The sequence below is a fragment of the Marinobacter shunpengi genome, assembly GCF_045449695.1.
Classification (GTDB): domain Bacteria; phylum Pseudomonadota; class Gammaproteobacteria; order Pseudomonadales; family Oleiphilaceae; genus Marinobacter.
The window spans coordinates 22070-47384 of record NZ_JBJJKZ010000022.1 but is presented as its reverse complement, the minus strand read 5'-3'; the positions used below and the strand labels follow the sequence as shown (position 1 = coordinate 47384).

Sequence of the window (25315 nt, the reverse complement as noted above, 5' to 3'; positions counted from 1 at the left end):
AAACTCATCCGGCAGATGACTGACGCAGAAAGGGCTGCAGGTAAGAGAGGGGAACACAAAAACATTACGTTCCGATCTGGTAGGTAGCGATACTACCAAAGATGGTCAGGGCGCACAAAACCTGCGGGTAGGTAATGCCCGAATGGCCGTTATGGATTGGGCAGCTTCCACTGGTACATGATGAAGTCGCTGGGGCCATTCGTGTAGCGGTCGTAGAAGGCCCTGCCCCGCTCATTGAAATGCTGGGTGATCCAGCGCACCGCCGGCCATCCGCGCTCGGTGGCCAGGTCGCGCAGCGCCTCGAACAACGCATCCGCCGCACCCGTGCCACGGGCTTCCGGCGCCACGAACATATCGTCCAGGAACCCCATCTCACAGCCACCCAGTGGCCGTGGACAGGCCCGCATATGGGCCAGGCCCACCACCACTTCGCTCTCATCCCGCACAACGATGCCTTCCAGCACATGGTTCGGGTCCAGCAGCCAGTTCCAGACGGTGTCTGCGATGGTGTCGTCCATGGGCACGCCGTAGAAGTCCGCGTAGCCATTGAACAGGGTCCGCCATTGGGGTTTGTCGGCTTCAGTTACAAATCCGGTCTGGTAGTTGGTCATCGGGGTCTCGGCTCTCATTTGTCAGGCCTATCGGGATAAGGTACAGGGAAGATGAACAGGTCGGCACTGACGTCATCCGCCGGTTCCCGACCGCTGCTCCCCTCAAACTCTTCCAACATATCCGCGGTGAACGGATCGCCGGATTTCCAGCAACCGCTTCAGGATGGCAGGCTCGGTCTGGAAGGACAAACCGGTTTCACCTTATCCCGCAGGATCTCCGCCAGACGCCTGACACCCGGGCCAACAGCCTCTGCGTCGGCAAAGACCAGATACAGGTCGGCAAGACGCTCACCACCCGATAATGGCAGCGGTTTCAGAACCCCCGCCTCCAGTTCGTGGCGGATCTTGTCCGCCGCCATCCAGGCGAAACCGTACCCCCGGGATACCGCACCAATTAACGTCGCCATATTGGTGACCGTCCACCGCCGGGCCACATCCACCGTACGGGTTCTGTCATCGCGCCTGGCCGACGTGTCGCGCACAACAATGTGCCGGTGCTTGCGCAGGTCACGCAGGGACAGTTCACCCTCAACCTGGTGCAGCGGATGATCCGGATGCGCGACCGGGATAATCCTTGCCCCCGGTTGCAGCACCTCACCGTGATAGCCGGGTGGGGCCTTGGGCAGGATGGCCAGGTCAACCTTGCCCTGCTGCAGCAACTCCGTGCCACCATCGAGCACGGTTTCGTACAGGTTGATCCGGGTCTGGGGACTGACCTCACCGAAAACATCCAGACATCCAAGCAATAGCCAGGTGGGGAACAGCACCTCCACGGCAATCGCTATCTCACTTTCCCAGCCGGCGGAGGCCCTGCCCGCGGCCCGCTCCATAGCCAGGGAATCCTCCAGCAACTGGCAGGCCCGCTGGTACAGCATCTGCCCCACCGGGGTCAGCACCGCCCTGCGCCCCTGGATGGTAAACACTTTCACCTCCAGCACATGCTCCAGCCTCTGTACCGCGTAGGTAATGGACGACTGACTCTTGTGCAGCGCCTCAGCGGCCCGGGCATAGCCTCCCTCGTCCACCACCGCGACCAGGCTTCGCCATTGCTCCAGGCTGATATGGGGGATAGCGGTCTGCTTGTTATCCATATATCAAATTATTCGATGGTTTAAGGCAAATATTTACGCTTTTGCATCGAAACAGTCAATGCTTAAATGATGACCATCAATCATCATCCTATCGGGGGATAACCACATGAGCACCTTATTGAAGATCCAGAGCAGCCTGTTCAACAGCCACGGACAATCATCCGCCCTGGCCACACGCTTTGCCGAAGAGTGGCTGGCGCAGCACCCGGAAGGGAACATCGTCAGCCGCGACCTCGCCGAAGAACCGGTACCGCACCTGAGCCTGGACCGTTTCCAGGCCTTCACCACCGCACCGGACGAACGGACCGAGGCACAACAGCAGGTGGCCGACTACTCGGACGCCCTGATTGAAGAAGTGAAGAATGCCGATGTCATCGTGCTGGGCGTGCCGATGTACAACTTCAACGTGCCCACCATGCTGCAGTCCTACTTCGACCATATTGCCCGGGCCGGCATTACCTTCCGCTACACGGAAAATGGACCGGAGGGGTTGCTGAAGGGTAAGAAAGCCTACGTCTTCATCAGCCGTGGCGGGGTTTACGGAGAGGATCACTCCCAGACCAGCTTCCTGCGCCAGATACTCGGATTCATTGGCATCACGGATGTGGAGTTCATCCACGCCGAGGGCCTGGCGTTGAACGAGAGCCACAAAGCGGAAAGCCTGGCTACAGCGGGGGAGCGCATCGGCCAGTTGCTGAGTGCATAGATCAGACGTCTGCCGGAGTGGCGGCTTGGGAGTGTCCCCTGGCCTCTGTCATCAGGCAGCCCGTACATGCTGCCCCGGTACCCGGGGATGCGGCCCAAAGGCATCGTATCCACGAGTACCGGCGCAGTATGAACGATCCGGCCAGCGGGAACCGTAGCGGAGAGCCACCGCCGCGATTGGGCTGCTAGCCCACGTACAGACCTCTAAAGGTCATACTCGTCGTGGCGGCGGTTCCACACATAGGGTTCCGTCTGTGGCCAACCTTCCGGAGAATCCTCCCACGTTTCCTGGCGACCGTACGGTGTCAGGTCCAGGTACGTCCAGTGGCTGCCCAGGTGCTCAATGCCACGGGCACCCGTAAAGTAGGTGCGATAGATGTCGTTTCCGTCCCGGAGAAACACGCTTGCTCCGTGCCTTTCACCATCGGCTGTCGTTACACCGAAATCATGGTTAAAGTCGCTTTCGTATGACGAGTACCAGGGAATCGTCCACCCCATACGGGATCTGTACTGCTGGAGTTTCTCCAAAGGAGCCCGTGACACCATGACCAACGAGGTATCCCGGGCATGCAGGTGGGCCGGGTGAGTCATGGCATCGGCAACCCAGGAACATCCGTCACAACCCGCCTTCCAGTCAGGCGCAAACATGAAGTGATAGACGATAAGTTGGCGGCGCCCACCGAACAACTCGAGGAAGGATATGGGACCTTCGTCGCCATGAAGCTCGTAGTGCTTTTCCACTTTTACCATGGGCAGCTTTCGGCGCTCGGCACTCAATGCATCACGCGCCCGGGTTAGCTCCTTCTCCTTGACGAGCAACTGACTGAGTGCCACTTCCCACGCCTCACGAGAGACGACCTCTGGTAAGGCTTGCTTGTTTGCCGGCATATCTGGGTCTCCTGTCCTAGGCAGATAAAATTTAGGCCCGCCTCACTGAGGCACATAGCGCAAATGCGTGGCATCCGGACCATCAAGAACCTTATCAATGCGAAACTGCGGCGGGGGCTCGGTTAAGTTCTCGAAGAGACGACGCCCACTGCCAAACAATACGGGCGCCAAAGCAATTTCCAGCTCATCAACGAAGCCGAGATTCAGGTACTGCTGGATCACACCGGCTCCACCCGCAATACGAACATCACGACTGCCCGCGGATTCTCGATCCAGCGTTAAGGCAGACTCCGGTCCGTCATTACCGATGGTACTCCCCTGCCCGTTCTGGCTGGTACACAACCTCCTCGATACGGACACTCAAGAGCCCTCCGCCAGGCTTTGGCCATTCGATTTGATCTCCCTGCGAAAGCCCTAGTAAAGCGCTCCCCACGGGAGCAAGAATTGAAATCGTATTACCGCTAGAGTCCATATCCTTTGGATACACCAACGTCAGGTTGAACTCCTCCTGTGACGACTCTACCCGAAACCTTACCGTTGAATTCATGGATACAACGGTGGATGGGATCTCCTTCGGATCCACTATTTCCGCCCGCGCGAGTTCGTTCTCCAATTCCGCTTTACCAGGAAATGCGCCGTCTGACACAGAGTCCAATAACGCCTCAAGCCTCTCTGCATCACGCGATGAGATGACAATATTTGGTCTGGCATTCATATTCACTATCTTCCCTACATAGAGTTGTTTGATTTGGGTTCTGCCCAACGCCCTGGCTTTGCAGCGTGCCGGAGCGCGGGCCCATCCGAGAACCCTGGATAGCCGAAGAGACATTTCCGGGCTAATACCGCTATCCCCTTTGAGAAGCCGAGACAAAGTGGAAGGAGAGCCCCCGGACTGGAAGCAAGCTGACGGGAACTGATACCGAAAGGCTCCAGGTACACATCCCGAATGAATTCACCAGGATGTGGCGGATTATGCATAGTCATTAATGATAATCCTCATCATCAAGAATGTAGTCGTTGCCGTCCTGAAATTCGAACGTCATGCACCAGTTTCCGTTACCCCGAATCGACCACCACCCTTTGTCTTTAGCCTTCAATAGGAGCAGTCCATATCATATGGCGCGTATCCCTTTTAACAGTAGCTCCATGGCCCCTAACGCCTGCCTCAGCCGTTCTTTGCTGCGTTCACACTCAGCAATCCAGAATGCTGCTTCAGCCAAGCTGCCGTAGATCATTAGGGCCAACGCTTCGGGATCGGATTGCTCCACAATGCCAAGCTGCATGAGCTGCTCTAGCAATGTTTGCATAGAGGTTACGCAATACCGTTGCTCGTTAAGGGAAGGGTTACCTAAGACCGCCCTGGCATCACGCAGCACTATGCGCTGGATCTCGGGTTCCTGTGCCATCTCCAGGTAGGCCTGGCAGCGGTTCCTGAAACCTTCCCAAGCATCGTCGGCACCATCTGAAATGGCCTGTAGCCGTGCGTCCATTTCAGCGTCAATCTGTGCGACCACCGCCATCAACAATCCTTTCTTATCACCGAAGTGATGATAAAGCGCGCCGCGAGTTAGGCCGGCCTGTGCGGTGAGGTCGTCCATCGAGGTATCGGCGTAGCCCTGCTCACTGAAGACCTGGCGCGCAGTAGCCAGCAGCTTGGCACGGGTTTTTTCCATCTCGGCTCGGGTACGTCGAACCATCGCCTTCTCCTTCTTCATAAATACGTCGGCGGACCATTTACATACAGCGCGTATGATTATACTCTAATCATACGCGCTGTATGTATTATTCCCGCCCAACTCTGCTTTAGCAAGTTGAGCCCTCTAGAAAAGGAGAGTTGGTATGCCCAATCCATATCGCGAGCTGTTCGACGCCCATGGCACCAAAGGCTTTTCTGTGGCTGGCCTGGTGGCGCGTATCCCGCTGCCGATGACTGGCATCGGCATCATTACCATGCTGTCACAGCTACGCGGCAGCTACGGCCTGGCCGGTGCCGTGGCCGCTACCTTCGTACTGACCTATGCGCTGATGTCGCCGCAAGTCTCGCGCCTGGTCGATCGGCACGGCCAAAGCCGGGTATTGCCGGCTGCTGCCGGGATCAGTGTGGCAGGTATTTTGCTGTTGCTTGCCTGCTCGTATTGGCAGATGCCCGATTGGACGCTATTTACAGGTGCGGCACTGGCGGGCTTTATGCCGAGCATGTCGGCGATGGTGCGCGCCCGCTGGACTGCCATCTACCGGGGCAAGCCCCGCCTGCAGACTGCCCACTCTCTGGAAACGGTGCTCGATGAAGTGACTTTCATCGCGGGCCCACCGCTGTCGGTGGGGCTATCTGTGGCACTGTTTCCCCAGGCCGGCCCGCTGGTGGCGGCGATGCTGCTGGCGGTTGGTGTACAGGTCTTTGTCGCGTTACGTGGTACTGAGCCACCGTTAGAGCAGCACGACGCTGCGGTGGACAACACCGGCTCGGTTATCCGGTTGACAGATGTACGACTGTTGACGGTGCTGATGATCGCGATGGGGGTCATTGTCGGGACGGTAGATATCGTCAGCGTTGCGTTTGCCGAGCAGATGGGAAGCCCCGCAGCGGCCAGCTTCGTGTTGTCGGCGTATGCTATCGGCTCCTGCCTGGCTGGCCTGCTGTTCGGTGCGCTCAAACTAAAAACCCCGCAGCACCAGTTGCTGCTGCTCGGGGGCTTGGCAACCGCGACAACGACACTGCCACTGTTGCTTGCGGGCAATATTGCTGGCTTGGCCGGGGCGGTGTTTGTCGCGGGTCTGTTCTTTGCCCCTACCATGATTGTGGCAATGTCACTGGTTGAGCGCATGGTGCCGGAAAACAAGCTGACCGAGGGTATGACCTGGCTGCTTGCGGGGTTGAATGTCGGAGTCGCGATGGGGGCGGCAGTCTCAGGCCAGGTCGTGGATATGGATGGGGCGCGTGCTGGTTTTAGTGTTGCCCTGGTCGCAGGGGGAACAGTGTTGCTCATGGGACTATGGGGGTATCACCGTATGCGAAAACACTCGATCGCAATGTCTTATTCCATGTAATAGTGGTGGGGCTGGCGTGCCCACTACACCGGGGGAAGCCCAGCGTCCGGTGCTGTGAATTGTTAGTAGCGATACTCGCAGAAAGGCAGAATGCGCTGCCATTTCTGTAGTTCCGATTCATCATTGCTGCCGCCATACCTACCGTTTTGATAGGCATCGATCATAAACTCTACTGCGTATTCATAGCGCTGCTCAGCTGCCATACGGATATAGCTGAGACCAATTTCTTCGTTTTGATCGACGCCATTACCATTCAGGACGTCCAATCCATAGCACCATTGGGCTGGCGCAAAATCTTCTTGGGCTGCCTTCAAGTAGAGCTCAGCCGCTTTGCTTTGTTCACCCAATTCGTAAAGTTTACAGCCGTGCCTGTATTGGGCTTCAGGGCAGCCGCCTTCCGCTGCTAGACGTATAATTTCGTCATATTTCTGGTCAAACTCAGCGTCGCCAAGAGGCGGAGTATCTTCACCAAGATTCGGCATACCCGATTTGAGCCAAAGCGCCCTGGGGTGGGATTTTGCCCAATAGGGCTTAAGGATTTCCCTGGCCATAACTAACAGCATGTCGTAATGATGCTCATCAGAGCACCACCCAAGTGCACCCAAAATCAGTTCTGCTTGCCTTAATTCGCCTTCTATTTCCATTGCCCAACTCTTGGTGCTACTAACGCCGCCAACACGCGCAGCTTTGTAGTGAAGGCGAAGCCGCAACGGAAAAGCTGTCGCTGTGCTTGGCCTTGTTAATGCAGCGGGAGGTTCGCCTTGCTGCCATAGTAGACACCATTCCTAAACAAAAGAAGCGTCTCGTTCACCTTTAGTCCAATTCTGTCGGCGCCCCAGGTTATCTGTATTTCAGGGACATCAACTTCGCTAACACTATCACTTCCGAATGTAGCTATAGCTAAGCGCTTTATTCCCTCAAAAGACGTGTCAGCCTCGGATTCCTTGAGAATAGCTTCAATTTCGCTTGTTGCTACTATCTGCTCTACCAAAGCTTCCTCGTATCTCTGCAACTCAATGTACCAGTAGACATTGATGCCGGCAGAAACCAGGAATACGAAACCTAGAGCCAAGACTAACTTTCTATTCATATGAGCATTAACGCCCAGCGCAGGCGCAGCCAACGCGGAGCGCCTTTTGTGTTAATGTTTGAGCGACAGCGAGTTACACAAAAGGCGCGTAGTGTTGGCTGTCGCTCTGCCGCTGCTTGTTATAAGCCCTTTACTCCCGAAGCCCAATGACTTTTACACCATTTTCTTCATAAACAACAATATCCGAGGTTTTAACCGAGAACAAAATTTTAACCTCTTTTTCTGGAGGAACCTGATCTAAAAATGGCTCCAACGCCTCAATAGCTTCCCATTGACCGTTGATGAATCCTTGGGATTGACCAAAATTAAATTTATTCTCTTGTTCACCCTTTAAAAGGGGATAGAACACCGCTGCGCTGACTAAAACACCGACAATCACACCGATAGCCAGATTTTTCAATGAAGTCTCCATGGCTTATAACGTTGCCATAACCGGCAGCCGGAGCGCAGCGTAGGCTGTCCGGCGCCGTCAGGCGCGAAGTTCATGGCCTTGTTACATGCTGCCCAACCACCCGGCCTATGGTTACCGGCAGCTCCAAAAGGATTTCCCAAAGCTCATTCGGTAAAGACACAGTTTCAGATCGCCAGTACTTGTGCGCGAGAAAAGAACAGCACAAAGAAGTTTGATTGTTATCCAGAAGCCTCATATTTGCTTTAAAGTAACGGCCTCTCGCAAGAACCTCATAGATTTTTTCATCTCCTGTACCGTAGTTCTGCCTGAACAAGCGAGCCTCTTCTATACTTTGGCACGCAAAAAAGCTCTGAAACCTCGACATTAGCTCTGGATAGTGCGCTTGCCTGACATATTCAAATAGAAGCTCTATTGACTGACTCGGTGAATCCGCGCGGCTTTCTGAACTTACAAAATAGCTCACGCCGTGATGAGATAACCCTTCCGGGAACATAGAAAGCATATGCTCTTGAAGCTCTGGTGAATTAATCTCAGGAGAGTTTAGCGAAATTTCTAAACCCTCTTTAAGGCTTCCAGTCCTATCAACAGTATAAAATTTTTCCAACTTTACTCCTGGTCTGCTTTAGGCATGTAACGCCGCGCTCAGCCGCAGCTTACTTTGGGTGCTTTGTTGCGCAAAAATGGGAGCGCAGCGACCGCGCAACAAAGTGCCCAAAGTAAGATGTCGGCTGCAGCGCTTGGTTATGGCTGACGCGCTCCGAGGTACCTACTGGCAGCTACGGTGTCGCAGCCCATTAAAAACGAGGAAAGAACTCTGAACTTTCCCCAACCAATTATTCTCTTACTGGCACTCAACGTTACTGCAGCGGAGTTACCGCGATTCCTTTGGACTTAAACGAAAGCACTAGGAACGAATCTGTTGAATTTTATCATGGCAAAAAGCCAAATACTGCGTGCCAAAACAGTGCCCAAAATTACACACTGGCACAGACCAATAATTTTACGACCCGGCACCATAACGCCGCGCACACCGGTGCGAGCTTGCGAGCATCCGGCAGCCGAAGGCTGCGTAGTGCTGCGCTTGGTTAAACGTCACTTGGCACCACCGTAGATTGATGGTGAAGCATTTTCCACCTATTCTCGCATTTCACCCAAACCGAACTCCTGTGCGAGTTATGATCTGGAATACTGGCACGGTATTTCACTAGCGCCGCCCTCTCCCCAAGCATGTGGACCGAAAAATCGCTAAGCTCATACGCAGGAACTGGGCCATCAGCCTTCAGAACATCGGCCTTGGTAATAACTTTTCCCGAGCTACCAAACTCTTCGAAACCTTCGGAAAGGAGCTCATTTATGCGATCAACGCTCGCTCTCGCCGAAGAGCTTACCAGCTCCATTTCAAGATCAATTAAGGTTTGAGCTACGTCCATTTCAATGACCGTTTAACGCAGAGCTAAGCGGCGCCACGTCAGTGGCGTCCGGTGGACGGTCGCTAGGCCGGGAACATACTTAAGCGACTGGTTATGTGGCATGCATTCACGACGCACCAAAGTTCTCCCACGGAGCGAGGAGCACCGCTATGGTGAACGGTATTGCTAAACCAACCAGGCAAACCAAAATTGCTTCCGTCAGTGAGGCATTATCACCATTGCCGATCTCTGTTTTCGGAAATTGCCCAATGCTCAGTACCCGACAAATAGGCCAACCGAAATACCAGGCCAAATTCACTATAAGGTATTCCCAAGCCGCAACGACGAGCCAAACCATTGATCTTGCAGCTAAACCGAGTAATTTCAGTAGCCAGCCAAATATGCCTGCGCCTATCTCTTCCATGTTCGGCTTTCCTTACACATAACGCCCGGCTTTGGGGCGGACTTGTAGCCGCGAAGCGGCGGAAAGGCCGTCCCAGCCCCGTAGGGGCGACAACAGCCGATTGTTATATTTTTGTGCTCATTAGTTTATTGCTACCTGAAAATCCGAACTTTTCATATAAGCCATGAGCGTCGTCCGTAGCTAGGAACTGAAATTTAGAGCACCAACGCGAATCGTTGACTATAACCCCGAACATCCATTTTCCTATCCCCTTAGAGCGATGATCTGGGTGGATTATTAAATCAGCGATATAGGCAACCGAAGCAAAATCGGTTACTACTCGTGCAAACCCTACTTGAGTGCCACTATAACTGAGTGAAAAGCAAATGCTATTCTCTATGGACATTTTAATGGCTTCTAGGCTTCTTTCGCTGGCCCAATAAGATGATCTTAACAGTGACACCACTGCATCAAGTTGAATCTCTTCCCGGTCATCACTTATTCGGTAGTTTTCATTTTCGTAGTACATAGCGTCCCTAAAATATAACGCCCCCAAGCAGGGGCATATTTTGCGTTTTGAGCGCAGCGAAGCAAAATATGTCCCACTGCCTTGGCTGGTTATGGCTTGGGTCATTCATCACGCGCATAATCCCATTTATGAACCTCACCCCAGCCTGTAAATATATACGATATCTTTGAGCTCGGACTTTTATATAGGTAACTGTATGAGCATTGTTCTTTCTCGAAAGTCGGAGCGCCCAAGTACTTGGGATCTTGATTCTCAGACAAAGTCCTAACTACCCTCTGAGTAGCATACTCTTCGCTGAATGAGCACTCGCCCCAACTTTGAAAAAGAACGACAATGAGCATGCAAATAGCCAAAGTTACGCCACCGACTACATATTTCATTGTGTACCTGGTTTAGCCATAACGCCAATATTCAGCGGCGGCCTTTGCGCAGCGAAGCGGAGAAAAGGCCGTCCGGTGGAGGCCCTTCAGGGCCGTAACGAACTGGAATGACTGGTTATGCCAGCGATCAAGCAAAAAGGGATCGCCACCGTAAGGCCTAAACCGGCACCCCAAACAAGAGTCGCTAAATTGACGCTCGGCTGAGAACCTAGCATAAAACCAAAAAGATTCATGGATAGACACAAGACAACAGAACCAGAAGCCGCGCCTACCAGTGATACCGAAATTATATTAAGCCGCCCGAATTTCCGAAGTAGTGAAATCAGGGGTACGCCAAAGGCGATCGCACCTAGATAGCTAGTGACTAGCCCAAAAAGTATTGCAAAGGGCAGCCAGTTGCCAAAGATCTGCTGCCCCAACAACGCAGGCAAGAGAATCACCGCCACTACAGGAATGAGCGGCGCGATCACCAAAGCCAACAACATTCGTCTTTTATTCATAGGCATAACAGGTATTAGACCGCGTTCCGCATCATTACGAAAAAGCCGATTCTAGATAACTCCGCTTTTCGCAGGATCAGTCGCAGTCTCAAAATTCAAATTTCCCAACAGCTTAGCTTAATTTCGCCTGCTGAACTACGTAATCGCTTGACTTCCATGTTTTGCTCGCTCAATACTACTGTATATACATACAGCCTCAATAGAAAGGAGCCAACATGGATGGCAACCACCAGGTACCGAAACCACGGCTGAGAGAACAGTTTCGAGCCGTCATCCGGGTGAACCGGTACAGCATCCGCACGGAAAAATCCTACTGGTACTGGATTCGCTATTTCATCCGCTTTCACGGAATGACCCATCCACGTGACATGGGGCCACAGGAAGTGAACAAATTTTTGACCTGGCTCGCAGTTGAACGACATGTTGCTTCCGCCACGCAGGCTCAGGCACTGAATTCGCTGGTATTTCTTTATTCAAAAGTACTGGGTACGCCGCTGGGTGATATTGGGCAGATCGTGCGCTCGAAGAAACCACGGCAACTTCCTGTGGTGTTTTCCCATGACGAGGCTATGCGCGTTATTGATCGGCTGGATGCGCCCTATCGCCTACTGGCGTCATTGATGTACGGCTCTGGGTTGCGGGTAACCGAAGCGTGCCGCCTCAGGATGAAAGACCTGGATTTCGGACAGCAGGTGATTACTGTGCGCGATGGCAAGGGCGCGAAGGATCGCACGACGCTACTACCGGTCACCCTTGCTGCTGACCTCAGATGTCATATGGACCACGTTCGTCGGACATGGAAAGAAAACGAACCATCCATGCAAAAGCCGGTCAGCTTGCCGTTTGCGCTGTCCCGAAAATACCCCAATGCCGGTTCAACCCTGGCGTGGCAATGGCTGTTCCCCTCCCATTCCCTCAGCGTTGATGACCTGGGTAACACCGTGCGCCATCACATACATGTCAGTTCGGTCCAAAAAGCGATCAAACAGAGTATAGAAAATGCTGACATTGGCAAACCGGCCAGCAGCCACACGTTTCGTCACACCTTTGCTACGGAGTTGTTGAAGCGTGGCAACGATATTCGCACGGTGCAGGACCTTCTTGGCCATACTGACCTCAGAACAACCCAGATCTACACCCACGTATTGGGCCAGGGGTTTGCGGGTGTTCGCAGCCCGCTGGGTTAGCAGGTCTGCTCTGGACGGTCAGCCAATTTCGACAGCAGTTCCTGATTGTCGGAAGGCGTTCCCCACCCATTCCCATGCACCAGTTCCTCCAGGGGCAACCGTGAACGCCAGCCCTTTTTCTGCAGTTCCGGCTGGTCCAGGAATTCGCTGACGTAACCCAGGCAGAGGTAAGCCAGGGGGTAGACGTGTTCCGGCAGGTTCAGGGTTTTCGCCAGTTGCTGCGGTTCCAGGATGCTGACCCAGCCGACGCCGATGCCTTCGGCCCGGGCGGCCAGCCACAGGTTCTGTACCGCCAGGCAGGTGCTGAACAGGTCGGTTTCCACAATGGAGTTACGACCCAGCACGTGTTCGCCGCCCCGGCTTCGGTCGCAGGTGATGCACAGGTTGATGGGGCTTTCGAGGATGCCCTGCAGTTTCAGGCTGCGGTAGGTCTGCTGTCGGTCACCGGTGTAGTTATTGGCGGCCTTCTCGTTCTCCTGCTCAAAGATGGCCACCACCTGCTCCCGCACCGGCACGCTGTCGATCAGGATAAAATCCCAGGGCTGCATGAAGCCCACCGACGGGGCATGGTGGGCGGCGTTGAGCAGTCTTGCCAGGATGTCGTTGGGAATCGGGTCCGGCAGGAACTGGGACCGTACGTCCCGGCGCTCGTGGATGGCCCGGTACAGGCCCTGGCGTTCTTCGTCGGAGAAGGGGCGATTGGGGTTAGTCATGGTTATCCTTGCAGGCCCAGCAGTGTTTTCAGCCAGGCGGTGTCCAGGTGTTCTTCCACCTGATCGGCCAGGCGGTCGAGTTGTTGCAGGCGGTGTTGCTGGTAGTCCACCGACTGGCCGCCAGTCGCCAGACCGGCCCAGCGGAGGATGGCATCGCAGGCGGCCGGTTCATCGAAGATGCCGTGCACGTAGGTGCCCATCACCTGGTTGTCGCCGCTGACGGCGCCGTCGGGGCGACCGTCCAGGGTGGCCGTGGGTGACGCCAGTGCGCCACCACGGGTCACGCCGTTATGCATTTCGTAGCCGGTGAACGTCACCGGTTGGGCCACGCCCACGGCCTGCTCTGTGAGCTGGCCGCTCACCTGTCTGAGCTGTTTGCCGGCCACCATACGGGTGGTCATATCCAGTAATCCAAGACCCGCCGTGGTGCCGGTATCGCCTTCCAGGCCATCCGGGTCTTCAACCCCGTCTCCCAGCATCTGGAAACCGCCGCAAATGCCGAATACCTTGCCACCGTATCGCAGGTGACGCTGGATAACCGTGGGCCAGCCCTGGGACTTCAGCCACGCCAGATCCGACCGGGTGCTCTTGCTGCCGGGCAGGATAATCAGGTCCGCTGGCGGTATCGCCTGATCCGGCGCGATGAACTGCAGGTCCACTTTCGGGTGCAGTCGCAGGGGGTCGAAGTCGTTGTGGTTGCTGATGCGCGGCAGTAACGGCACCACCACTTTCAGGGCGCCTTCTTCGCTGTCACCGCTGGTGCCGACACTGTCTTCGGCATCCACCACCAGTCCGTGCAGATAGGGCAACACCCCCACTACCGGCTTGCCGGTACGTTCGTTCAGCCAGTCCAGCCCGGGGTCCAGCAGGGCCTTGTCACCGCGAAACCGGTTGATGATAAAGCCACGGGTGCGTGCCCGTTCACTGGGGGAGATCAGTTCAAGTGTACCCACCAGTTGGGCGAACACCCCGCCCCGGTCGATATCCCCCACCAGCAGCACCGGGCAGTCCGCGGCTTCGGCGAATCCCATGTTGGCGATATCATTAGCCCTCAGGTTGATCTCAGCCGGGCTGCCGGCGCCTTCGGCAATAATGACATCGTAACGACTGGAGAGCGCCTGCCAGGCGGCCATCACCGACTGCTTCGCCTCCGCCTTGTAGGCGTGGTAGTCCAGCGCGTCCATATTGCCGTGGACCTGCCCCCGCAGGATCACCTGCGCCCCCTGGTCACTCTGGGGTTTCAGCAACACCGGGTTCATGTCACTGTGGGGTGCCAGCCCGCAGGCCAGGGCCTGCAAGGCCGTAGAACGCCCGATCTCACCGCCATCCACGGTCACTGCACTGTTCAGGGCCATGTTCTGGGGCTTGAACGGTGCCACCGACACCCCCTGCCGCGAAAGCCACCGGCACAGGGCCGCAACGACGGTCGTTTTACCCGCATCCGAGGTAGTACCCTGGATCATCAGGGTGGTCAAAGTTCCACGCCCTTCTGTGCCTTGACCCCAAGATCCTTGAAGGCGTGCTTGACCACCTTCATCTCGGTGACCGTATCCGCCAGTTCGATCAACTCCTGTGGCGCATGGCGACCGGTGACGATGGCATGTTGCATCTCCGGTCGGGCCTGGAGGTCATCCAGTACCCGGTCCAGGTCGATGTAACCGTACTTCAGGGCGATGTTCAGCTCGTCCAGCAGTACCAGGTCGTAGCTGTCGTCCTTCAGCATGCGGGCGGCGATGTCCCAGGCAGCAGACGCGGCGGCGATGTCCCGCTCCCGGTTCTGGGTGTCCCAGGTATAGCCTTCGCCCATCACGTGGTAATCCACATTGGGCAGCTTGCGGAAGAAGGCATCCTCGCCGGTGCTGAAGGCCCCCTTTATAAACTGCACAACCCCCACCTTCATGCCATGGCCCAGGGCCCGGGCCACCATGCCGAACCCGGAGCTGCTCTTGCCCTTGCCGGCGCCGGTCAGCACCAGCAGCACGCCCTGCTCCTTCTGGGCCCGGGCAATGCGTTCGTTCATGATCTTCTGCTTGGCCGCCATACGGCGAGCATGGCGCTCCGGGTCTTTGGCACGTTCAGCCATGGTTGGTCTCCTTCGGTTGAATCGGTTCGCCCCGGAAGATCCGTGCCACCACGGCCGGGGCTGACGGGAAATACCCGTGGAAATAACTGGCCACCAGGCCATGGTGGCTGAACACCGGTTCCGCCTCGGTGCCGGCCACCTTGCGGGTGCGGGCCAGGGGTTGCCAGTCGGTCGTCAGCCGGGAATGGTGATAGGTATGGCCCCGCAACTCACCATCAACGGTGGCCAGGCCCTGCAACCCCAGCGCCTGCAGGCGGTCGGCCATCTCCGCCCGCCCGGGCATCAGTCCCAGCATCGGATGGCGGTTGCCGTCCCGGTCCACCAGGTGTTCACAGCAGGCCATCAGCCCGCCGCACTCCGCCAGGATCGGTTTACCTGCGGCATGATAGGCCCGGATATCCGCCAACAGGCCGGTGTTGTCGGCCAGGGTGGCCCCATGCAGTTCAGGATAGCCCCCGGGCAGCCAGAGCGCATCCGCCTGGGGCAGGCGGCTGTCCGCCAGCGGCGAGAAAAACACCAGGTCAGCGCCCATGGCCTCCAACAGGTCCAGGTTGGCGCGGTAGATAAAGGCAAAGGCGGCATCCCGGGCAATGGCGATGCAGGTTCCCTCAAGGAGGCGTTTCGGGGGATGCGGTGGCTCCGCACTGAGCTGGACTGGTCGCGGCAACTGATCCAGCCCCGCTTCTTGCAGGACGTCGGCAGCGGCATCCAGACGGGCATCAAGGTCCGCTACCTCGGCCGCCTGCACCAGCCCCAGGTGACGGTCGGGAATGTTCATGGCGTCGTTACGGGGAATGGCGCCCAGCAGTTCGATGTTCTTCGGCAGGCTCTCGCGCAGCATATCCCCATGACGGGGGCTGCCAATACGATTGGCGATCACCTGATGCACCGGTAACTCCGGGTCGAAGCTCGCCAGCCCCAGCGCCACGGCCCCGAAGGTCTGGGCCATGCCCCGGGCGTCGATCACGGGCAGTGCGGGAATGCCCATCAGCTTGGCGAGATCGGCACTGGACGGGTCGCCATCGAACAGCCCCATGGAGCCTTCCACCAGGATCAGGTCCGCCTCCTGCGCAGCCTCCGCAAGACGCCAGCGGCACTCGTCCTCACCGGTCATCCAGGGATGGAGCTGATAGACCGGTTGCCCGGAGGCCACTTCCAGCACCATGGGGTCCAGGTAGTCCGGGCCGTGCTTGAACACGCGCACCTTGCGACCGGCATTGCGGTGCAGGCGCGCCAGGGCGGCGGTGACCATGGATTTGCCCTGGCCGGAGCCTGGGGCGGTGATCATTGCGGCAGGGGTGGTTGTCTTTAGCAAGTGTATCTTCCCTTTTTGTTCAGCTTGGGAGTCTACGGCAAGAGGGTCCCCACTCACCGTGATCATACAAATGGGCTATGACCGCGTCGGCACAAACACCGGCGCCCCATCCGCCTCCACCGTTATCAGTTTCTGGTTGTACAGACGCTCCAGCACCGGCGGCACCAGCATCAGATCCGCCGCCCCCCAACAGGCATCGCCATTGGGGAACAGCAACAACAGGTGATCACACCAGCGGGCCGCCAGGTTCAGGTCATGCAGGCACATGAAGACTGCCTTGCCGGATTTTGCCTGCTCTTCCAGCAGCCGCAGCACCGCCACCTGGTGGTGCAGGTCCAGATGGTTGGTGGGCTCGTCCAGCAGCCAGATATCCGGGTTCTGGGTCAGCATGGTAGCAATGGACACCCGCTGGCGCTCGCCACCGGACAGGGTATTCACCAGCCGGTCTGACAGGTGAGCCACGTCGAGCGCTTCCAGGGCCTGCTGCGCCAGGGCCAGGTCCTCGCCTCCCTCCATCTGCCAGGGGGACAGCCACGGATGGCGGCCAATCAACGCGGTTTCCAGCACCGTGGCGGGGAAGCCATCCTGCCGTTCCTGGAACACCAGCCCCAGTTGCTGAGAGACATCCCGGCGGCGAATCCGGGTCAGTGAACGCTCACCCAGCCATACCTCACCACTACGTGGCGGACGAAGTCCGGCCAGGGTATGAAGCAGCGTGGTCTTACCCGCGCCATTGGGGCCGAGTACGCCCCACACCTGTCCGCTTTCCAGGGCAAAGTCCAGCGGCTGGCCCGATGCCCGGTCGGGAATGTCAATGACCAGTTGTCGCGTCTGCAGCGGATTCATCAGCGGCTCCGGTACAACAGATACAGGAAGGTGGGCACGCCCAACAATGCCGTGATGACACCCACCGGCAGCTGCTCCGGGGCAATCACCACCCGCGCCAGGGTATCCGCCAGCACCAGCAGGGTACCGCCGGCCAGGGCACAGGCGGGCAGGATCAGGCGCTGATCGTTGCCCAGCAGCAAACGCAGCATATGGGGCACCACCAGCCCGACGAAGCCGATGCTGCCCGCCGTGGTCACCGCCGTCGCCGTCAGCAGGCTGGCGCTGAGATAGATCATCCACTCCAGCGGGCGTACATTCACCCCCAGGGCCGCCGCCTGCAAAGGGCCACGGGCCAGCACATTCAGGCTACGCCCGACCGGCAGTACCAGCAGGCAGGTCAACAGTAAAAGGACCAGCGCCGGCCAGGGGCTGCGGGCGTAGGAGACGTCCCCCATCAGCCAGTAGAGCATGCCCGGCAGCCGCTGGGCGGGGGCGATGGCCAGCATCAGGGTGATCACCGCTCCCCAGCCGGCGGCCACCACCACGCCGGTGAGCAGTAGCCGTGACGGCGTCCAGCTTCCGGTGCCATGGGCCAGACCGAAGACCAGCAAGGTGGCCAGTAGCGCACCGCCGAAGGCCGACGCTGTGATGATCACACTGGCGAGCCCCGCCAGCATGGCCAGTAATGCGCCCACCGAGGCTCCTCCGGACAGGCCCAGCACATAGGGATCGGCCAGCGGGTTACGCAACAGCACCTGCATAAGCGCCCCCGCCACCGCCAGCAAACCGCCGGTGGCAAAGGCGGCCAGGGTGCGGGGCAGTCGCAGTTCCAGCACCAGGGTATGGTGCAGGGGCTCGCCATCACCCATCACCGCCGACATCACCTCACCCGGCGACAGGCTGACACTGCCCGTGCCGACGGACAGCACCATGGCCAACAGCCCGGCACAGGCCAGCATCAGTAACGGCAGCAGATGGGGGCGAGCGAGCGGCATCGTCTATTCCCCGACCGTTTCGGTGCGACGGGTCCGGGCCTCGTCCAGTTTCTCGCAGAACAGCCGACTGCCTTCAAGCATGCGCGGCGTCGGGCGCTGGATCAGCGACGGGGGCACGAAAAACAGGTTGTCGCGGCGGGTGGCGGTCAGTTCGTTGTACTGCTCCCAGTGGGTCAGCCAGTGGCGGTTCTCCTCGCCCATGCCGCCAGCGAGAATCGCCTCTGGATCGGCCGCCAGTACCGCTTCGTCACTGATCCTCGGCACCAGCCGGTCCAGCTCGCCGAAGACATTGACGCCACCGCACAGGGCGATGACCTTGCCGATCAGGTGCTCATCGTTCACGGTCATCAGGGGTTCCTCCCACACCTGGTAGAACACCGGCACGGGTTCAGCGCCCCGATAGGTGGCCTCCAGCTCGGCGATGCCCCGGCGGAAGTGGTGGGCAACCTTGTTGCCATGGGCTTCGGTGCCGGCAAGGGCCGCCAGTTGCCGGATGGTGTGGGAGACGTCGTCAAAACTCCGGGGCTCGATGGAGAAGACCGGTATACCCAGTTCCCGGATGGTTTCCAACTGCTCCGGCGGGTTGCCGGTAACCCAGCCGATCACCAGGTCCGGCTTCAGCGAGACCAGCACCTCCAGGTCCATGCGGGTATGGCTGCCAACCGACTTCACCTCCTTCGCCTCCGGCGGATAGTCGCTGAAGGCCACCACCGCCACCACCTTGTCGCCAGCCCCTGACGCCCACACCAGTTCCGTGGCGCCGGGGGACAGGGCGGCGATGCGTTCGGCCGGCTGGTCCAGGCACAGGCGCTGGCCGGTGGCGTCGGTGGCGCACACCTCATCCGCCTGGGCGGTAACGCACCCCCACATCAGGGCAGCGGCCATGAATCGTCGGATTAGCATGCGGCGAACAGACTCCCGGCTGACTGGCATGATGAATGGTTGTCCCCGCTGTCCTCAGGCGGTGGTCCGCCCTTGCGGGCGGCGTTGAAGGCCTCCCGCCGGGCCGGCTCCAGCCGGTCGGCCACCCAGTCCATCAGCGGGTGGTCCGGGCGGGTGTGACCGTCGCCGGGCAGGCCATGGTCAATAATCCCGTTGGCAAAGTCACGGGCAAGCTGGTCCAGCACGAACGGATCGGCATCCCAGAAGCCCCGCTTGGCGGCCAGCAGGGTGATGGCCTGCATATGGGTTTTCACGTGGGCATTGTGCCCCTGTGACAGGAACTCATCCAGCCCCAGATCCAGGCTGTCCTGAAAGTAGACGTCGTTAACGTCTCTCCACACGCCGGAACGCACCACCTGGGGGCTGGTGACCTGCCAGCCCCAGAGGTTGTCCAGGAAATCGCTGCCCATGGTGCGGGCCCCGGCATAGCCGTGTTCCATCAGCGGTGCCAGCCATTGCGGGTTCAGGTTGCGGGACCGCAGTTCCACATCCAGCGCCCGTTGCAGGGAACTGACCTGGGGGTTGGCCGGGTCGGCGTATTGCAGCACCCGGTTCCGGGGAGGTTCGCCCCGCAGGTGCTCAACAGCGTTGGACAGACCGCCCTGGAAGTCAAAGCCGTCGTCATTGTCCAGCAGGCCGTACAGATAGCTGGCGCGGCCCAGGTAGGTATGGCCGACCGACTGCAACTGGCGGTCGAACGCCTGGTGGCTGGCCTCACCATTGCGGTCCATCCCGTAGACATGGCCCATGCGGCGGCGATAGGCGTCACCCAGCTGTTGCCGGTCGCTCCAGGCGCCGGAGCGGGAGGCCAGCCGGTTAACCCCCGCGCCGTAGGCACCGGGGGCGGCACCGAATACCCGGTAGGAAGCCTGGGTGCCGGCCTCTTCCGCGGCCACGCCTTCGGCGATCATTGCGCGGGTGTCTTCCACCCAGCGGCGGGCAACCCCATTCAACACCAGCGGCTCGGTGCCGGGCCGGCGTACTTCCGGCGGTAACGCCGACAGCGCCTGATCCAGGGCCGTGGTCAGCGCCGGATACTCCTGGCGGATGGTCTCGGCCGAGGCATCCAGTGCCATCAAGACGGCCTGGTCCAGCCATTCCAGTTGGCTGCCGTACAGATCCCGGAACAGGCCGGAGGTGGTGAACACCACATTGTGGCGGGCCGCCAGGGTCTCGTCGGGGCCGACGGGCAGCCGCTCAAGCCCCTTGACGATGCCCCGGCTGTTCCACACCGGCCGGATACCCAGCAGCTTCATGCCGAAAGCGATCATCACGCCTTCATCCCGTACGGTATCCGAGGCCCACAGGACCAGGGCGTCGCTGTCTTCAGCGGAGCCGTTGTCTTTCTCCAGCGCCTTGCGGGTCAGTTCCTCCGCCAGGGACCAGGCCACGCGGGTGGGAATCAGGTCGTCGGACAGGGCATGGAAGTTGCGCCCGGTGGGCAGCACTTCCGGGGTCCGCAGCGGGTCGTTGCCCTGCCCCGGCGCCACGAACCGCCCGTCCAGCGCCGCCAGGAAACTGGCGCGCTCGTTGGCCGGGGACTCCGCCAGCCATTCACGCCAGTCCGGGTCTGGTTCACCGTCCTCACCGGCCATGGACGTGAGCATGGTGTCCAGTTGCTCCGGGGTCCAGTCCTTGCCGAACACATGCAGGCCCAGGGGCATGAAGTGTTCCTGCATGTCGGTGACATAGTGGCCCGCCTCATGGACCAGCAGGTCCGGGGACAGCTCATCCACGGACACTTCCTCCCGGGACAGCCCCATCTCGCCGGCGATTTCACGCTCCAGGTCGTCGCCGATCTCCAGGTCGCGAACCTTCTCCCGCAGCAGTGTCACCGCCCGTTCCCGGGTCGGGCTGTCCGGCTCGGAGGCGGACTCCCAGGTTTCCACCAGTTGGCGCAGTTCCAGCAGGTCGTCATAGAGTTCGGTGGCGGCCAGCGGTGGCGTCAGGTGGCTGATCATCACGCCCAGGGCCCGGCGCTTGGCCTGGATGCCCTCGCCGACGCCGTCGACGATGTAGGGATAGATCAGCGGCAGGTTGCCACCCAGCAGATCGGGGTAATCATCGGTGGTCAGGCCGGCCCGGCGCCGGGGCAGAAATTCCCGTGTGGAATGGCGGCCCAGATAGACCAGGGCGTCGGCCCGGAAGTCGTCCTTCAGCCAGTGGTAGAAGCCCACGTATTGATGGGTCGGCGGAAAGGTCGTGTTGGCGTGCAGCAGTTCCTCGGACACTTCCCAGCCCCGGGGCGGTTGCGGGCCAATGTAGATATTGCCGAAGCGCAGCCCCGGGAACACCATGTTGCCGTCCACCACCATGGACTGACCCGGCGCCTCGCCCCAGCCCCGCAGGCCGGGAATACCGGTGTCCGCCAGCGCCTCACGCTGGGCCATCACGGCGTCCCGCTGGCCACCTTCGGTCAGCCGTTGGCGCCACAGGGCCTCGTACTCGTCCAGCTCTGCCAGGGCCTTCGGGCGGTTGGGGTGCTGGAGGTGCTCGACCAGGTGGCGCAGGTCGCCGGTGCCCCGGTCCAGCAGGTCCAGGGCGATATCCTGTTCGCCCAGCTCGTGGGCCTGTTCCAGCCGCGCATGGAGATAGCCCAGCGGCCCGTGGACCAGTTCCTCCTGCACCACGGTGGGTAGGGTATGGAAGTAGGTGAGATAGTCGTCGGCAGAGAGTTGGGGCACCTGGTCCGCCATGGCCCGCAGCGACCGGGGATCGTCCGTCAGGTTGACGCCCCGGGCCTGCATGCGGTCAAGCAGGGCTTCGGGACTCTCCGGCAGGGGCCCGGTGTCGTAACCCTCATCTTTCAGCCAGTGCAGCATTTCGAACACCGAGGCGGGCACATCCAGGTTGTCGGCGCCGATGTTCTGCCGCCCCGGCGGGTGGTTGTAGTAGATGATCGCGACCCGTTTGTCCTCGTTGGCCCGGCTTTGCAGCACCTGCCAGCGGGACAGTCGCTCCGACAGGGCCTCAATGCGCTCGGGGACCGGGCGTGTCAGGGTCAGGGCGACCCCGGTGAGTTCGTGGATTTCCTCCGGCTCCGCCACCGCCAGCACCAGCGGCTGGCTGACGCCCTGCAGTTCCGGCATGGCCAGCTTGTAGTGCACCTTGTCCGCCGGCACCCCGTCGATGGACAGTTGCCACTGGTTGCGGGTGCGGGACGCCAGGCGCAGGCCCTTGATCACCGGCACGTCCAGCGACTCCAGTGCCTCGGTGACCTGGCGACGGCCTTCACCGCCGCCAATCGTGAAATCCTGCAGGCTGACAATGGCGGACAGGCTGGCATCACCAACGGTTTCCGGCAGGGCACGGACCGCCTCCAGGCTGGCGCCACCCCAGCGGGCGAGGACGGCAAAGCACTGGATATCACGGGCCTCTAGTGCCTTGCAGGTTTCATCCAGCAGCGCCCGGTCGCCGGGGCGATCGCCACTGTCCAAATCGAGCAGGGTCACCACCGGCCCGGCTTGCAGGCCAAGGCCTTCAGGGTCGTCCATGGCCTCACCAGCGCGGTAGTAGCGGATCAGTGACCGGGGCGACAGTTCGGGCACCTCCAGGTCATAATCCGCCTGCACCAGAAGCCAGCGCAGCAGGGCGTCCAGATGTTCCGGGGTGCGGCCCTGGTAGAGGATGCGCCCGTCCAGCCAGGAGGCCTGCTGCGGGAACTGCTCCCTGAGGGCAGCGTTGTGCCGGGCCACATCGGCGCCCGGTTCCGGGGCGGCCATCAGCTCGTTGAGGGCCTGGTCGTCCAGCTCCGCCAGCGGGGATTCGCCGCCCAGCCGCGACAGCCGGGTCAGGGTCCGGTCACCGTTAATGGCCAGTATGGGGAATGATCGCGCTGTCGCCTGCTCCGACACCACCCGCGCAAGGCGGCCCACCTGTTCACCGAACACTGCCGCCATCACCAGGGCATCCGCCCCGGACACCAGCCCGGCCAGTTCCCGGTCCTCCAGGCGCGCCAGTTGCTCCGGGGTTCGCAGCACCACGCGATGCTCCGGGTAGCGTTCCACAAACCGTTCCGCCCCGGCGGCCAGCTCTGCGGCGGACCGTTCCGAGACCACACCCACCAGGGTCGCCCCAACCACCGGCGGGGCCAGCAGTGTCAGCAGCAACAGTGCCAGGATCTTCAGGTAGTCCCCGGCGGCAGTCATTATCGGTTTCATAGCCATTCCCCTGCCCTGGTTGCCGTGTTACTGGATGTCGTAACGGACGGTCAGCATGGCGGTACGGCCAGCGGCCAGGTAACCCTTGCCATCAAAGCGAAGGGCGGTGGCGTATTCCTTGTCGAGCACGTTATCCACGCTCAGGCGGGTGGACCAGTTGGCGGCGAACTGCCAGCCGGCACGCAGGTCGAGGGTACCGAAGCCAGGCAGACGATCCTCGTTCTCGGCATCGTCATATCGATATCCCTCGGCGTTGAGTGTGCCGCCGACACTCCAGTTGGCGAAGTCACGGTCCAGGTCCAGGCGGAACTGTTTGGCGCTGCGGCGTCGCAGACGGTTGTCGCTATCTCGGTCACGGGGATCCATCAGGGTCAGCGCCGCCTGGGCGCGCCAGCCTTCGTAGTCAAAGCCCCCCGTCAGTTCCACGCCGCGAATACGGGCGTCGTCGACATTGGCCGGGCGGGTATTGCCGGCGTTGTCGGTTTCCAGGGAGATCAGATTGTCCACATCCAACTGGTAGATGGCGGCATCCCAGAACCAGATATCATATCGACCGGACATGCCGAGTTCGAAAGCGCCGCCCTTCTCCGGCTCCAGGTCCGGATTGCCGGCGTAGGAACCGCCGAAATCGTAGGTTTCCAGCGGGTAGTACAAATCGTTGAAGGTGGGTGCCCGAAAGGAGGTCTGGTAACTGGCGCGAACCCGGTGGTAGTCATCCAGGGCATGGCCGAGGGCAATGCCGCCGGTGGTTTCCCGGTCGTAGGCCTCATTATCGTCTGTCCGCAGGCTCAGTTGCACGTCCGTGGGCCCGAAGCCCAGGCGGAGCTGGCCGAAGGCAGCGGCGTTGGTGCGGCTGTCTTCGTCGTAGTCGGTGGTGCTATTGACTTCTTCGTTCAGCAGTTCGGCGCCCAGGGCCAGCTCGTGGCTGCTGAAGTAGACGGTATTCTCCCAGCGCGCGGTGCGTGCGGTGGTGTTGAACACCGAGTCACCGGAGTCACGGAAGTTGTCCTGCTCATCCCGGGACTCGGAAACCTGGATCGCGGTGTCCCAGTAGTCGCTCACCGGGGTCGCCAGGCGGAAGCCGGCCAGGCGGATCATATAGTCGGTGTCGCCACCCTCGAATTCGTTGTTGCCCTCGGACTGCATCAACAGCAGGCCCGCCTCACCACCGTTGTCCAGTTCATGGGTGACCTTGGCAATACCGGCGGTATTGCGGAAGCCCTTGTCATCGCCGCCTTCCACAATCTCGGTACCGTCGGTTTCCTTGTGCACACCGCTGAGGCTGAAGCGCGTGTTGCCTGAACGGGCAGAAATGCCGCCGGAGCCCATCTGGGTATCAAAGTTGCCGGCGCCGGCTTCAACCCAGCCCCGTTGACTGTCCCGACCCGGTTCATGGGTAAAGGCCTGAATCACGCCGCCCACGGCGTCGGCGCCGTAAAGGGAGCTGCGGGGCCCACGCACGATTTCCACCCGGTCCACCAGATCCACGGGAAAGTACTGCCAGGGCGCGCTACCGCTGGTGGAGGAACGCAGGCGGATGCCATCCACCAGGAAGATGGTGGACTCGCTGCCGGTACCCCGGGTGTAGACACTGGTGTTCTTGCCGAATGAGCCGTTACTGATCACGTTGATGCCCGGCTGGCTGCGCAGCAGGTCCTTGAACTCCGCCGGCTGCTGCCTGCGGATCTGGTCCTCGTCGATCACGGTCACGGAAGACAGGCTTTCCCCCACGGTGCGCGGCCCCATGGTCGCGGTGACCACAATGGGATCAATGGCGGCATAGATGGGGTCGTCTGCCTCTGTCTCGGCGGCGGTAACGGACAGTGGGAGCAGTACAAGGGCAGGAAACGCCAGACGACGCTTGCTGGCCGGATCGGAAAAAGGCATGTTCGGATCTCGCTGACTAACCGCGCGTCCCCGCACGGTGAAAACAACATTGCTGCGAAAGTCAGGGAAGGAATGGCCCAGAGGCAGGGTGGGCAGGGGCAAGAGACCAGGAATGATGCGCCGGTTCACCCACCATTGC

Annotated in this window: 27 protein-coding genes and 1 pseudogene; 3 read left to right on the top strand and 25 right to left on the bottom strand. The window is 59.8% G+C overall.

Annotated features, from left to right (window positions below; translation table 11 throughout):
- Window positions 1-149 precede the first annotated feature (149 nt).
- Together ACJO2E_RS18735 and ACJO2E_RS18730 are read right to left on the bottom strand one after the other, a co-directional pair.
- Window positions 150-629, bottom strand: a complete 480-nt coding sequence (locus tag ACJO2E_RS18735; protein ID WP_406965877.1) for a GNAT family N-acetyltransferase — start codon at window positions 627-629, stop codon at window positions 150-152.
- 140 nt (window positions 630-769) lie between these two features.
- On the bottom strand, window positions 770-1702 hold the full coding sequence (locus ACJO2E_RS18730; RefSeq protein WP_406965876.1) for a LysR family transcriptional regulator: 933 nt from the start codon (window positions 1700-1702) through the stop codon (window positions 770-772).
- Between the two features lie 106 nt (window positions 1703-1808).
- Here ACJO2E_RS18730 and ACJO2E_RS18725 point away from each other — a divergent pair, with 106 nt between their 5' ends.
- Window positions 1809-2408, top strand: coding sequence for an FMN-dependent NADH-azoreductase (locus ACJO2E_RS18725; protein WP_406965874.1), 600 nt, complete (start codon window positions 1809-1811; stop codon window positions 2406-2408).
- 203 nt (window positions 2409-2611) lie between these two features.
- Here the strand turns inward: ACJO2E_RS18725 and ACJO2E_RS18720 are convergent, their stop codons facing one another.
- The 6 genes and pseudogenes from ACJO2E_RS18720 to ACJO2E_RS18695 form a co-directional block, all read right to left on the bottom strand.
- Window positions 2612-3295, bottom strand: coding sequence for a DUF899 domain-containing protein (locus tag ACJO2E_RS18720; protein ID WP_406965872.1), 684 nt, complete (start codon window positions 3293-3295; stop codon window positions 2612-2614).
- A gap of 42 nt (window positions 3296-3337) precedes the next feature.
- The gene (locus tag ACJO2E_RS18715; protein ID WP_406965871.1) at window positions 3338-3655 is read right to left on the bottom strand and encodes a dihydrofolate reductase family protein; all 318 of its coding nucleotides are present in this window, start codon (window positions 3653-3655) and stop codon (window positions 3338-3340) included.
- Window positions 3597-4010, bottom strand: a complete 414-nt coding sequence (gene rnk / locus ACJO2E_RS18710) for a nucleoside diphosphate kinase regulator (RefSeq protein ID WP_406966188.1) — start codon at window positions 4008-4010, stop codon at window positions 3597-3599. Before rnk ends, ACJO2E_RS18715 begins: the two co-directional genes overlap by 59 nt.
- 84 nt (window positions 4011-4094) lie before the next feature.
- Window positions 4095-4279: pseudogene (locus ACJO2E_RS18705) on the bottom strand (HigA family addiction module antitoxin); the annotation flags it as partial.
- Complete coding sequence (locus tag ACJO2E_RS18700; protein ID WP_406965869.1) at window positions 4279-4392, bottom strand: type II toxin-antitoxin system RelE/ParE family toxin; 114 nt, start codon at window positions 4390-4392, stop codon at window positions 4279-4281. The pseudogene ACJO2E_RS18705 and the gene ACJO2E_RS18700, both read right to left, overlap by 1 nt.
- 15 nt (window positions 4393-4407) lie before the next feature.
- Complete coding sequence (locus ACJO2E_RS18695) at window positions 4408-4992, bottom strand: TetR/AcrR family transcriptional regulator (protein ID WP_406966186.1); 585 nt, start codon at window positions 4990-4992, stop codon at window positions 4408-4410.
- A 142-nt stretch (window positions 4993-5134) separates the two neighbouring features.
- Here ACJO2E_RS18695 and ACJO2E_RS18690 point away from each other — a divergent pair, with 142 nt between their 5' ends.
- Window positions 5135-6343, top strand: a complete 1209-nt coding sequence (locus tag ACJO2E_RS18690) for an MFS transporter (protein ID WP_406965868.1) — start codon at window positions 5135-5137, stop codon at window positions 6341-6343.
- Between the two features lie 62 nt (window positions 6344-6405).
- Here the strand turns inward: ACJO2E_RS18690 and ACJO2E_RS18685 are convergent, their stop codons facing one another.
- The 8 genes from ACJO2E_RS18685 to ACJO2E_RS18650 form a co-directional block, all read right to left on the bottom strand.
- Window positions 6406-6987 (bottom strand): tetratricopeptide repeat protein, encoded by a 582-nt coding sequence (locus tag ACJO2E_RS18685; protein ID WP_406965866.1) that lies wholly within the window; start codon window positions 6985-6987, stop codon window positions 6406-6408.
- A gap of 95 nt (window positions 6988-7082) precedes the next feature.
- Window positions 7083-7433 carry a hypothetical protein gene (locus tag ACJO2E_RS18680; RefSeq protein ID WP_406965865.1) on the bottom strand — a complete coding sequence of 117 codons (351 nt, stop codon included), beginning with the start codon at window positions 7431-7433 and terminating at the stop codon, window positions 7083-7085.
- Between the two features lie 130 nt (window positions 7434-7563).
- The gene (locus ACJO2E_RS18675; RefSeq protein ID WP_406965864.1) at window positions 7564-7833 is read right to left on the bottom strand and encodes a hypothetical protein; all 270 of its coding nucleotides are present in this window, start codon (window positions 7831-7833) and stop codon (window positions 7564-7566) included.
- Between the two features lie 82 nt (window positions 7834-7915).
- Window positions 7916-8449, bottom strand: a complete 534-nt coding sequence (locus ACJO2E_RS18670; RefSeq protein WP_406965863.1) for a DUF2441 domain-containing protein — start codon at window positions 8447-8449, stop codon at window positions 7916-7918.
- A 481-nt stretch (window positions 8450-8930) separates the two neighbouring features.
- Entirely contained in the window at window positions 8931-9242 is a 312-nt protein-coding gene (locus ACJO2E_RS18665) for a nuclear transport factor 2 family protein (protein WP_406966184.1), read from the bottom strand.
- 139 nt (window positions 9243-9381) lie between these two features.
- Entirely contained in the window at window positions 9382-9678 is a 297-nt protein-coding gene (locus tag ACJO2E_RS18660; protein ID WP_406965861.1) for a hypothetical protein, read from the bottom strand.
- Window positions 9679-9781: 103 nt separating this feature from the next.
- On the bottom strand, window positions 9782-10063 hold the full coding sequence (locus ACJO2E_RS18655; RefSeq protein WP_406966182.1) for a GNAT family N-acetyltransferase: 282 nt from the start codon (window positions 10061-10063) through the stop codon (window positions 9782-9784).
- Between the two features lie 589 nt (window positions 10064-10652).
- A complete protein-coding gene (locus tag ACJO2E_RS18650) occupies window positions 10653-11066 on the bottom strand; it encodes a hypothetical protein (protein ID WP_406965860.1) in 414 nt (137 codons plus the stop codon).
- Between the two features lie 215 nt (window positions 11067-11281).
- Here ACJO2E_RS18650 and ACJO2E_RS18645 point away from each other — a divergent pair, with 215 nt between their 5' ends.
- Window positions 11282-12253: an integron integrase gene (locus tag ACJO2E_RS18645; RefSeq protein WP_406965858.1), complete on the top strand. Its 972-nt coding sequence runs from the start codon at window positions 11282-11284 to the stop codon at window positions 12251-12253.
- On the opposite strand, the gene bluB is transcribed toward ACJO2E_RS18645, so the two are convergent.
- The 9 genes from bluB to ACJO2E_RS18600 form a co-directional block, all read right to left on the bottom strand.
- Entirely contained in the window at window positions 12250-12966 is a 717-nt protein-coding gene (bluB, locus tag ACJO2E_RS18640; RefSeq protein WP_406965857.1) for a 5,6-dimethylbenzimidazole synthase, read from the bottom strand. The two genes, ACJO2E_RS18645 and bluB, sit on opposite strands and share 4 nt — an antisense overlap.
- 2 nt (window positions 12967-12968) lie before the next feature.
- Window positions 12969-14441, bottom strand: a complete 1473-nt coding sequence (locus ACJO2E_RS18635) for a cobyric acid synthase (protein WP_406965856.1) — start codon at window positions 14439-14441, stop codon at window positions 12969-12971.
- On the bottom strand, window positions 14438-15049 hold the full coding sequence (cobO, locus tag ACJO2E_RS18630) for a cob(I)yrinic acid a,c-diamide adenosyltransferase (protein ID WP_406965854.1): 612 nt from the start codon (window positions 15047-15049) through the stop codon (window positions 14438-14440). The genes ACJO2E_RS18635 and cobO overlap by 4 nt, the downstream gene beginning before the upstream one ends.
- Entirely contained in the window at window positions 15042-16337 is a 1296-nt protein-coding gene (locus ACJO2E_RS18625) for a cobyrinic acid a,c-diamide synthase CobB (RefSeq protein WP_406966180.1), read from the bottom strand. The genes cobO and ACJO2E_RS18625 overlap by 8 nt, the downstream gene beginning before the upstream one ends.
- A gap of 102 nt (window positions 16338-16439) precedes the next feature.
- A complete protein-coding gene (locus ACJO2E_RS18620) occupies window positions 16440-17210 on the bottom strand; it encodes an ABC transporter ATP-binding protein (RefSeq protein WP_406965852.1) in 771 nt (256 codons plus the stop codon).
- Window positions 17210-18151 (bottom strand): FecCD family ABC transporter permease, encoded by a 942-nt coding sequence (locus ACJO2E_RS18615; protein WP_406966179.1) that lies wholly within the window; start codon window positions 18149-18151, stop codon window positions 17210-17212. The genes ACJO2E_RS18620 and ACJO2E_RS18615 overlap by 1 nt, the downstream gene beginning before the upstream one ends.
- Window positions 18152-18190: 39 nt before the next feature.
- Window positions 18191-19090 (bottom strand): cobalamin-binding protein, encoded by a 900-nt coding sequence (locus tag ACJO2E_RS18610; protein ID WP_406965851.1) that lies wholly within the window; start codon window positions 19088-19090, stop codon window positions 18191-18193.
- A complete protein-coding gene (locus tag ACJO2E_RS18605; protein WP_406965850.1) occupies window positions 19084-23289 on the bottom strand; it encodes a cobaltochelatase subunit CobN in 4206 nt (1401 codons plus the stop codon). The genes ACJO2E_RS18610 and ACJO2E_RS18605 overlap by 7 nt, the downstream gene beginning before the upstream one ends.
- Window positions 23290-23316: 27 nt before the next feature.
- On the bottom strand, window positions 23317-25176 hold the full coding sequence (locus ACJO2E_RS18600) for a TonB-dependent receptor domain-containing protein (RefSeq protein WP_406965849.1): 1860 nt from the start codon (window positions 25174-25176) through the stop codon (window positions 23317-23319).
- Between the last annotated feature and the right edge of the window lie 139 nt (window positions 25177-25315).

Bases quoted from the DNA above. Each gene is read 5' to 3' on its own strand.
- ACJO2E_RS18735 (WP_406965877.1), bottom strand. From the start codon at position 629: ATGAGAGCCGAGACCCCGATGACCAACTACCAGACCGGATTTGTAACT.
- ACJO2E_RS18730 (WP_406965876.1), bottom strand. From the start codon at position 1,702: ATGGATAACAAGCAGACCGCTATCCCCCATATCAGCCTGGAGCAATGG.
- ACJO2E_RS18725 (WP_406965874.1), top strand. From the start codon at position 1,809: ATGAGCACCTTATTGAAGATCCAGAGCAGCCTGTTCAACAGCCACGGA.
- ACJO2E_RS18720 (WP_406965872.1), bottom strand. From the start codon at position 3,295: ATGCCGGCAAACAAGCAAGCCTTACCAGAGGTCGTCTCTCGTGAGGCG.
- rnk (WP_406966188.1), bottom strand. From the start codon at position 4,010: ATGAATGCCAGACCAAATATTGTCATCTCATCGCGTGATGCAGAGAGG.
- ACJO2E_RS18695 (WP_406966186.1), bottom strand. From the start codon at position 4,992: ATGGTTCGACGTACCCGAGCCGAGATGGAAAAAACCCGTGCCAAGCTG.
- ACJO2E_RS18690 (WP_406965868.1), top strand. From the start codon at position 5,135: ATGCCCAATCCATATCGCGAGCTGTTCGACGCCCATGGCACCAAAGGC.
- ACJO2E_RS18685 (WP_406965866.1), bottom strand. From the start codon at position 6,987: ATGGAAATAGAAGGCGAATTAAGGCAAGCAGAACTGATTTTGGGTGCA.
- ACJO2E_RS18680 (WP_406965865.1), bottom strand. From the start codon at position 7,433: ATGAATAGAAAGTTAGTCTTGGCTCTAGGTTTCGTATTCCTGGTTTCT.
- ACJO2E_RS18665 (WP_406966184.1), bottom strand. From the start codon at position 9,242: ATGGAGCTGGTAAGCTCTTCGGCGAGAGCGAGCGTTGATCGCATAAAT.
- ACJO2E_RS18660 (WP_406965861.1), bottom strand. From the start codon at position 9,678: ATGGAAGAGATAGGCGCAGGCATATTTGGCTGGCTACTGAAATTACTC.
- ACJO2E_RS18655 (WP_406966182.1), bottom strand. From the start codon at position 10,063: ATGTCCATAGAGAATAGCATTTGCTTTTCACTCAGTTATAGTGGCACT.
- ACJO2E_RS18650 (WP_406965860.1), bottom strand. From the start codon at position 11,066: ATGAATAAAAGACGAATGTTGTTGGCTTTGGTGATCGCGCCGCTCATT.
- ACJO2E_RS18645 (WP_406965858.1), top strand. From the start codon at position 11,282: ATGGATGGCAACCACCAGGTACCGAAACCACGGCTGAGAGAACAGTTT.
- bluB (WP_406965857.1), bottom strand. From the start codon at position 12,966: ATGACTAACCCCAATCGCCCCTTCTCCGACGAAGAACGCCAGGGCCTG.
- cobO (WP_406965854.1), bottom strand. From the start codon at position 15,049: ATGGCTGAACGTGCCAAAGACCCGGAGCGCCATGCTCGCCGTATGGCG.
- ACJO2E_RS18625 (WP_406966180.1), bottom strand. From the start codon at position 16,337: ATGATCACCGCCCCAGGCTCCGGCCAGGGCAAATCCATGGTCACCGCC.
- ACJO2E_RS18620 (WP_406965852.1), bottom strand. From the start codon at position 17,210: ATGAATCCGCTGCAGACGCGACAACTGGTCATTGACATTCCCGACCGG.
- ACJO2E_RS18615 (WP_406966179.1), bottom strand. From the start codon at position 18,151: ATGCTGGCCTGTGCCGGGCTGTTGGCCATGGTGCTGTCCGTCGGCACG.
- ACJO2E_RS18610 (WP_406965851.1), bottom strand. From the start codon at position 19,090: ATGCTAATCCGACGATTCATGGCCGCTGCCCTGATGTGGGGGTGCGTT.
- ACJO2E_RS18605 (WP_406965850.1), bottom strand. From the start codon at position 23,289: ATGAAACCGATAATGACTGCCGCCGGGGACTACCTGAAGATCCTGGCA.
- ACJO2E_RS18600 (WP_406965849.1), bottom strand. From the start codon at position 25,176: ATGCCTTTTTCCGATCCGGCCAGCAAGCGTCGTCTGGCGTTTCCTGCC.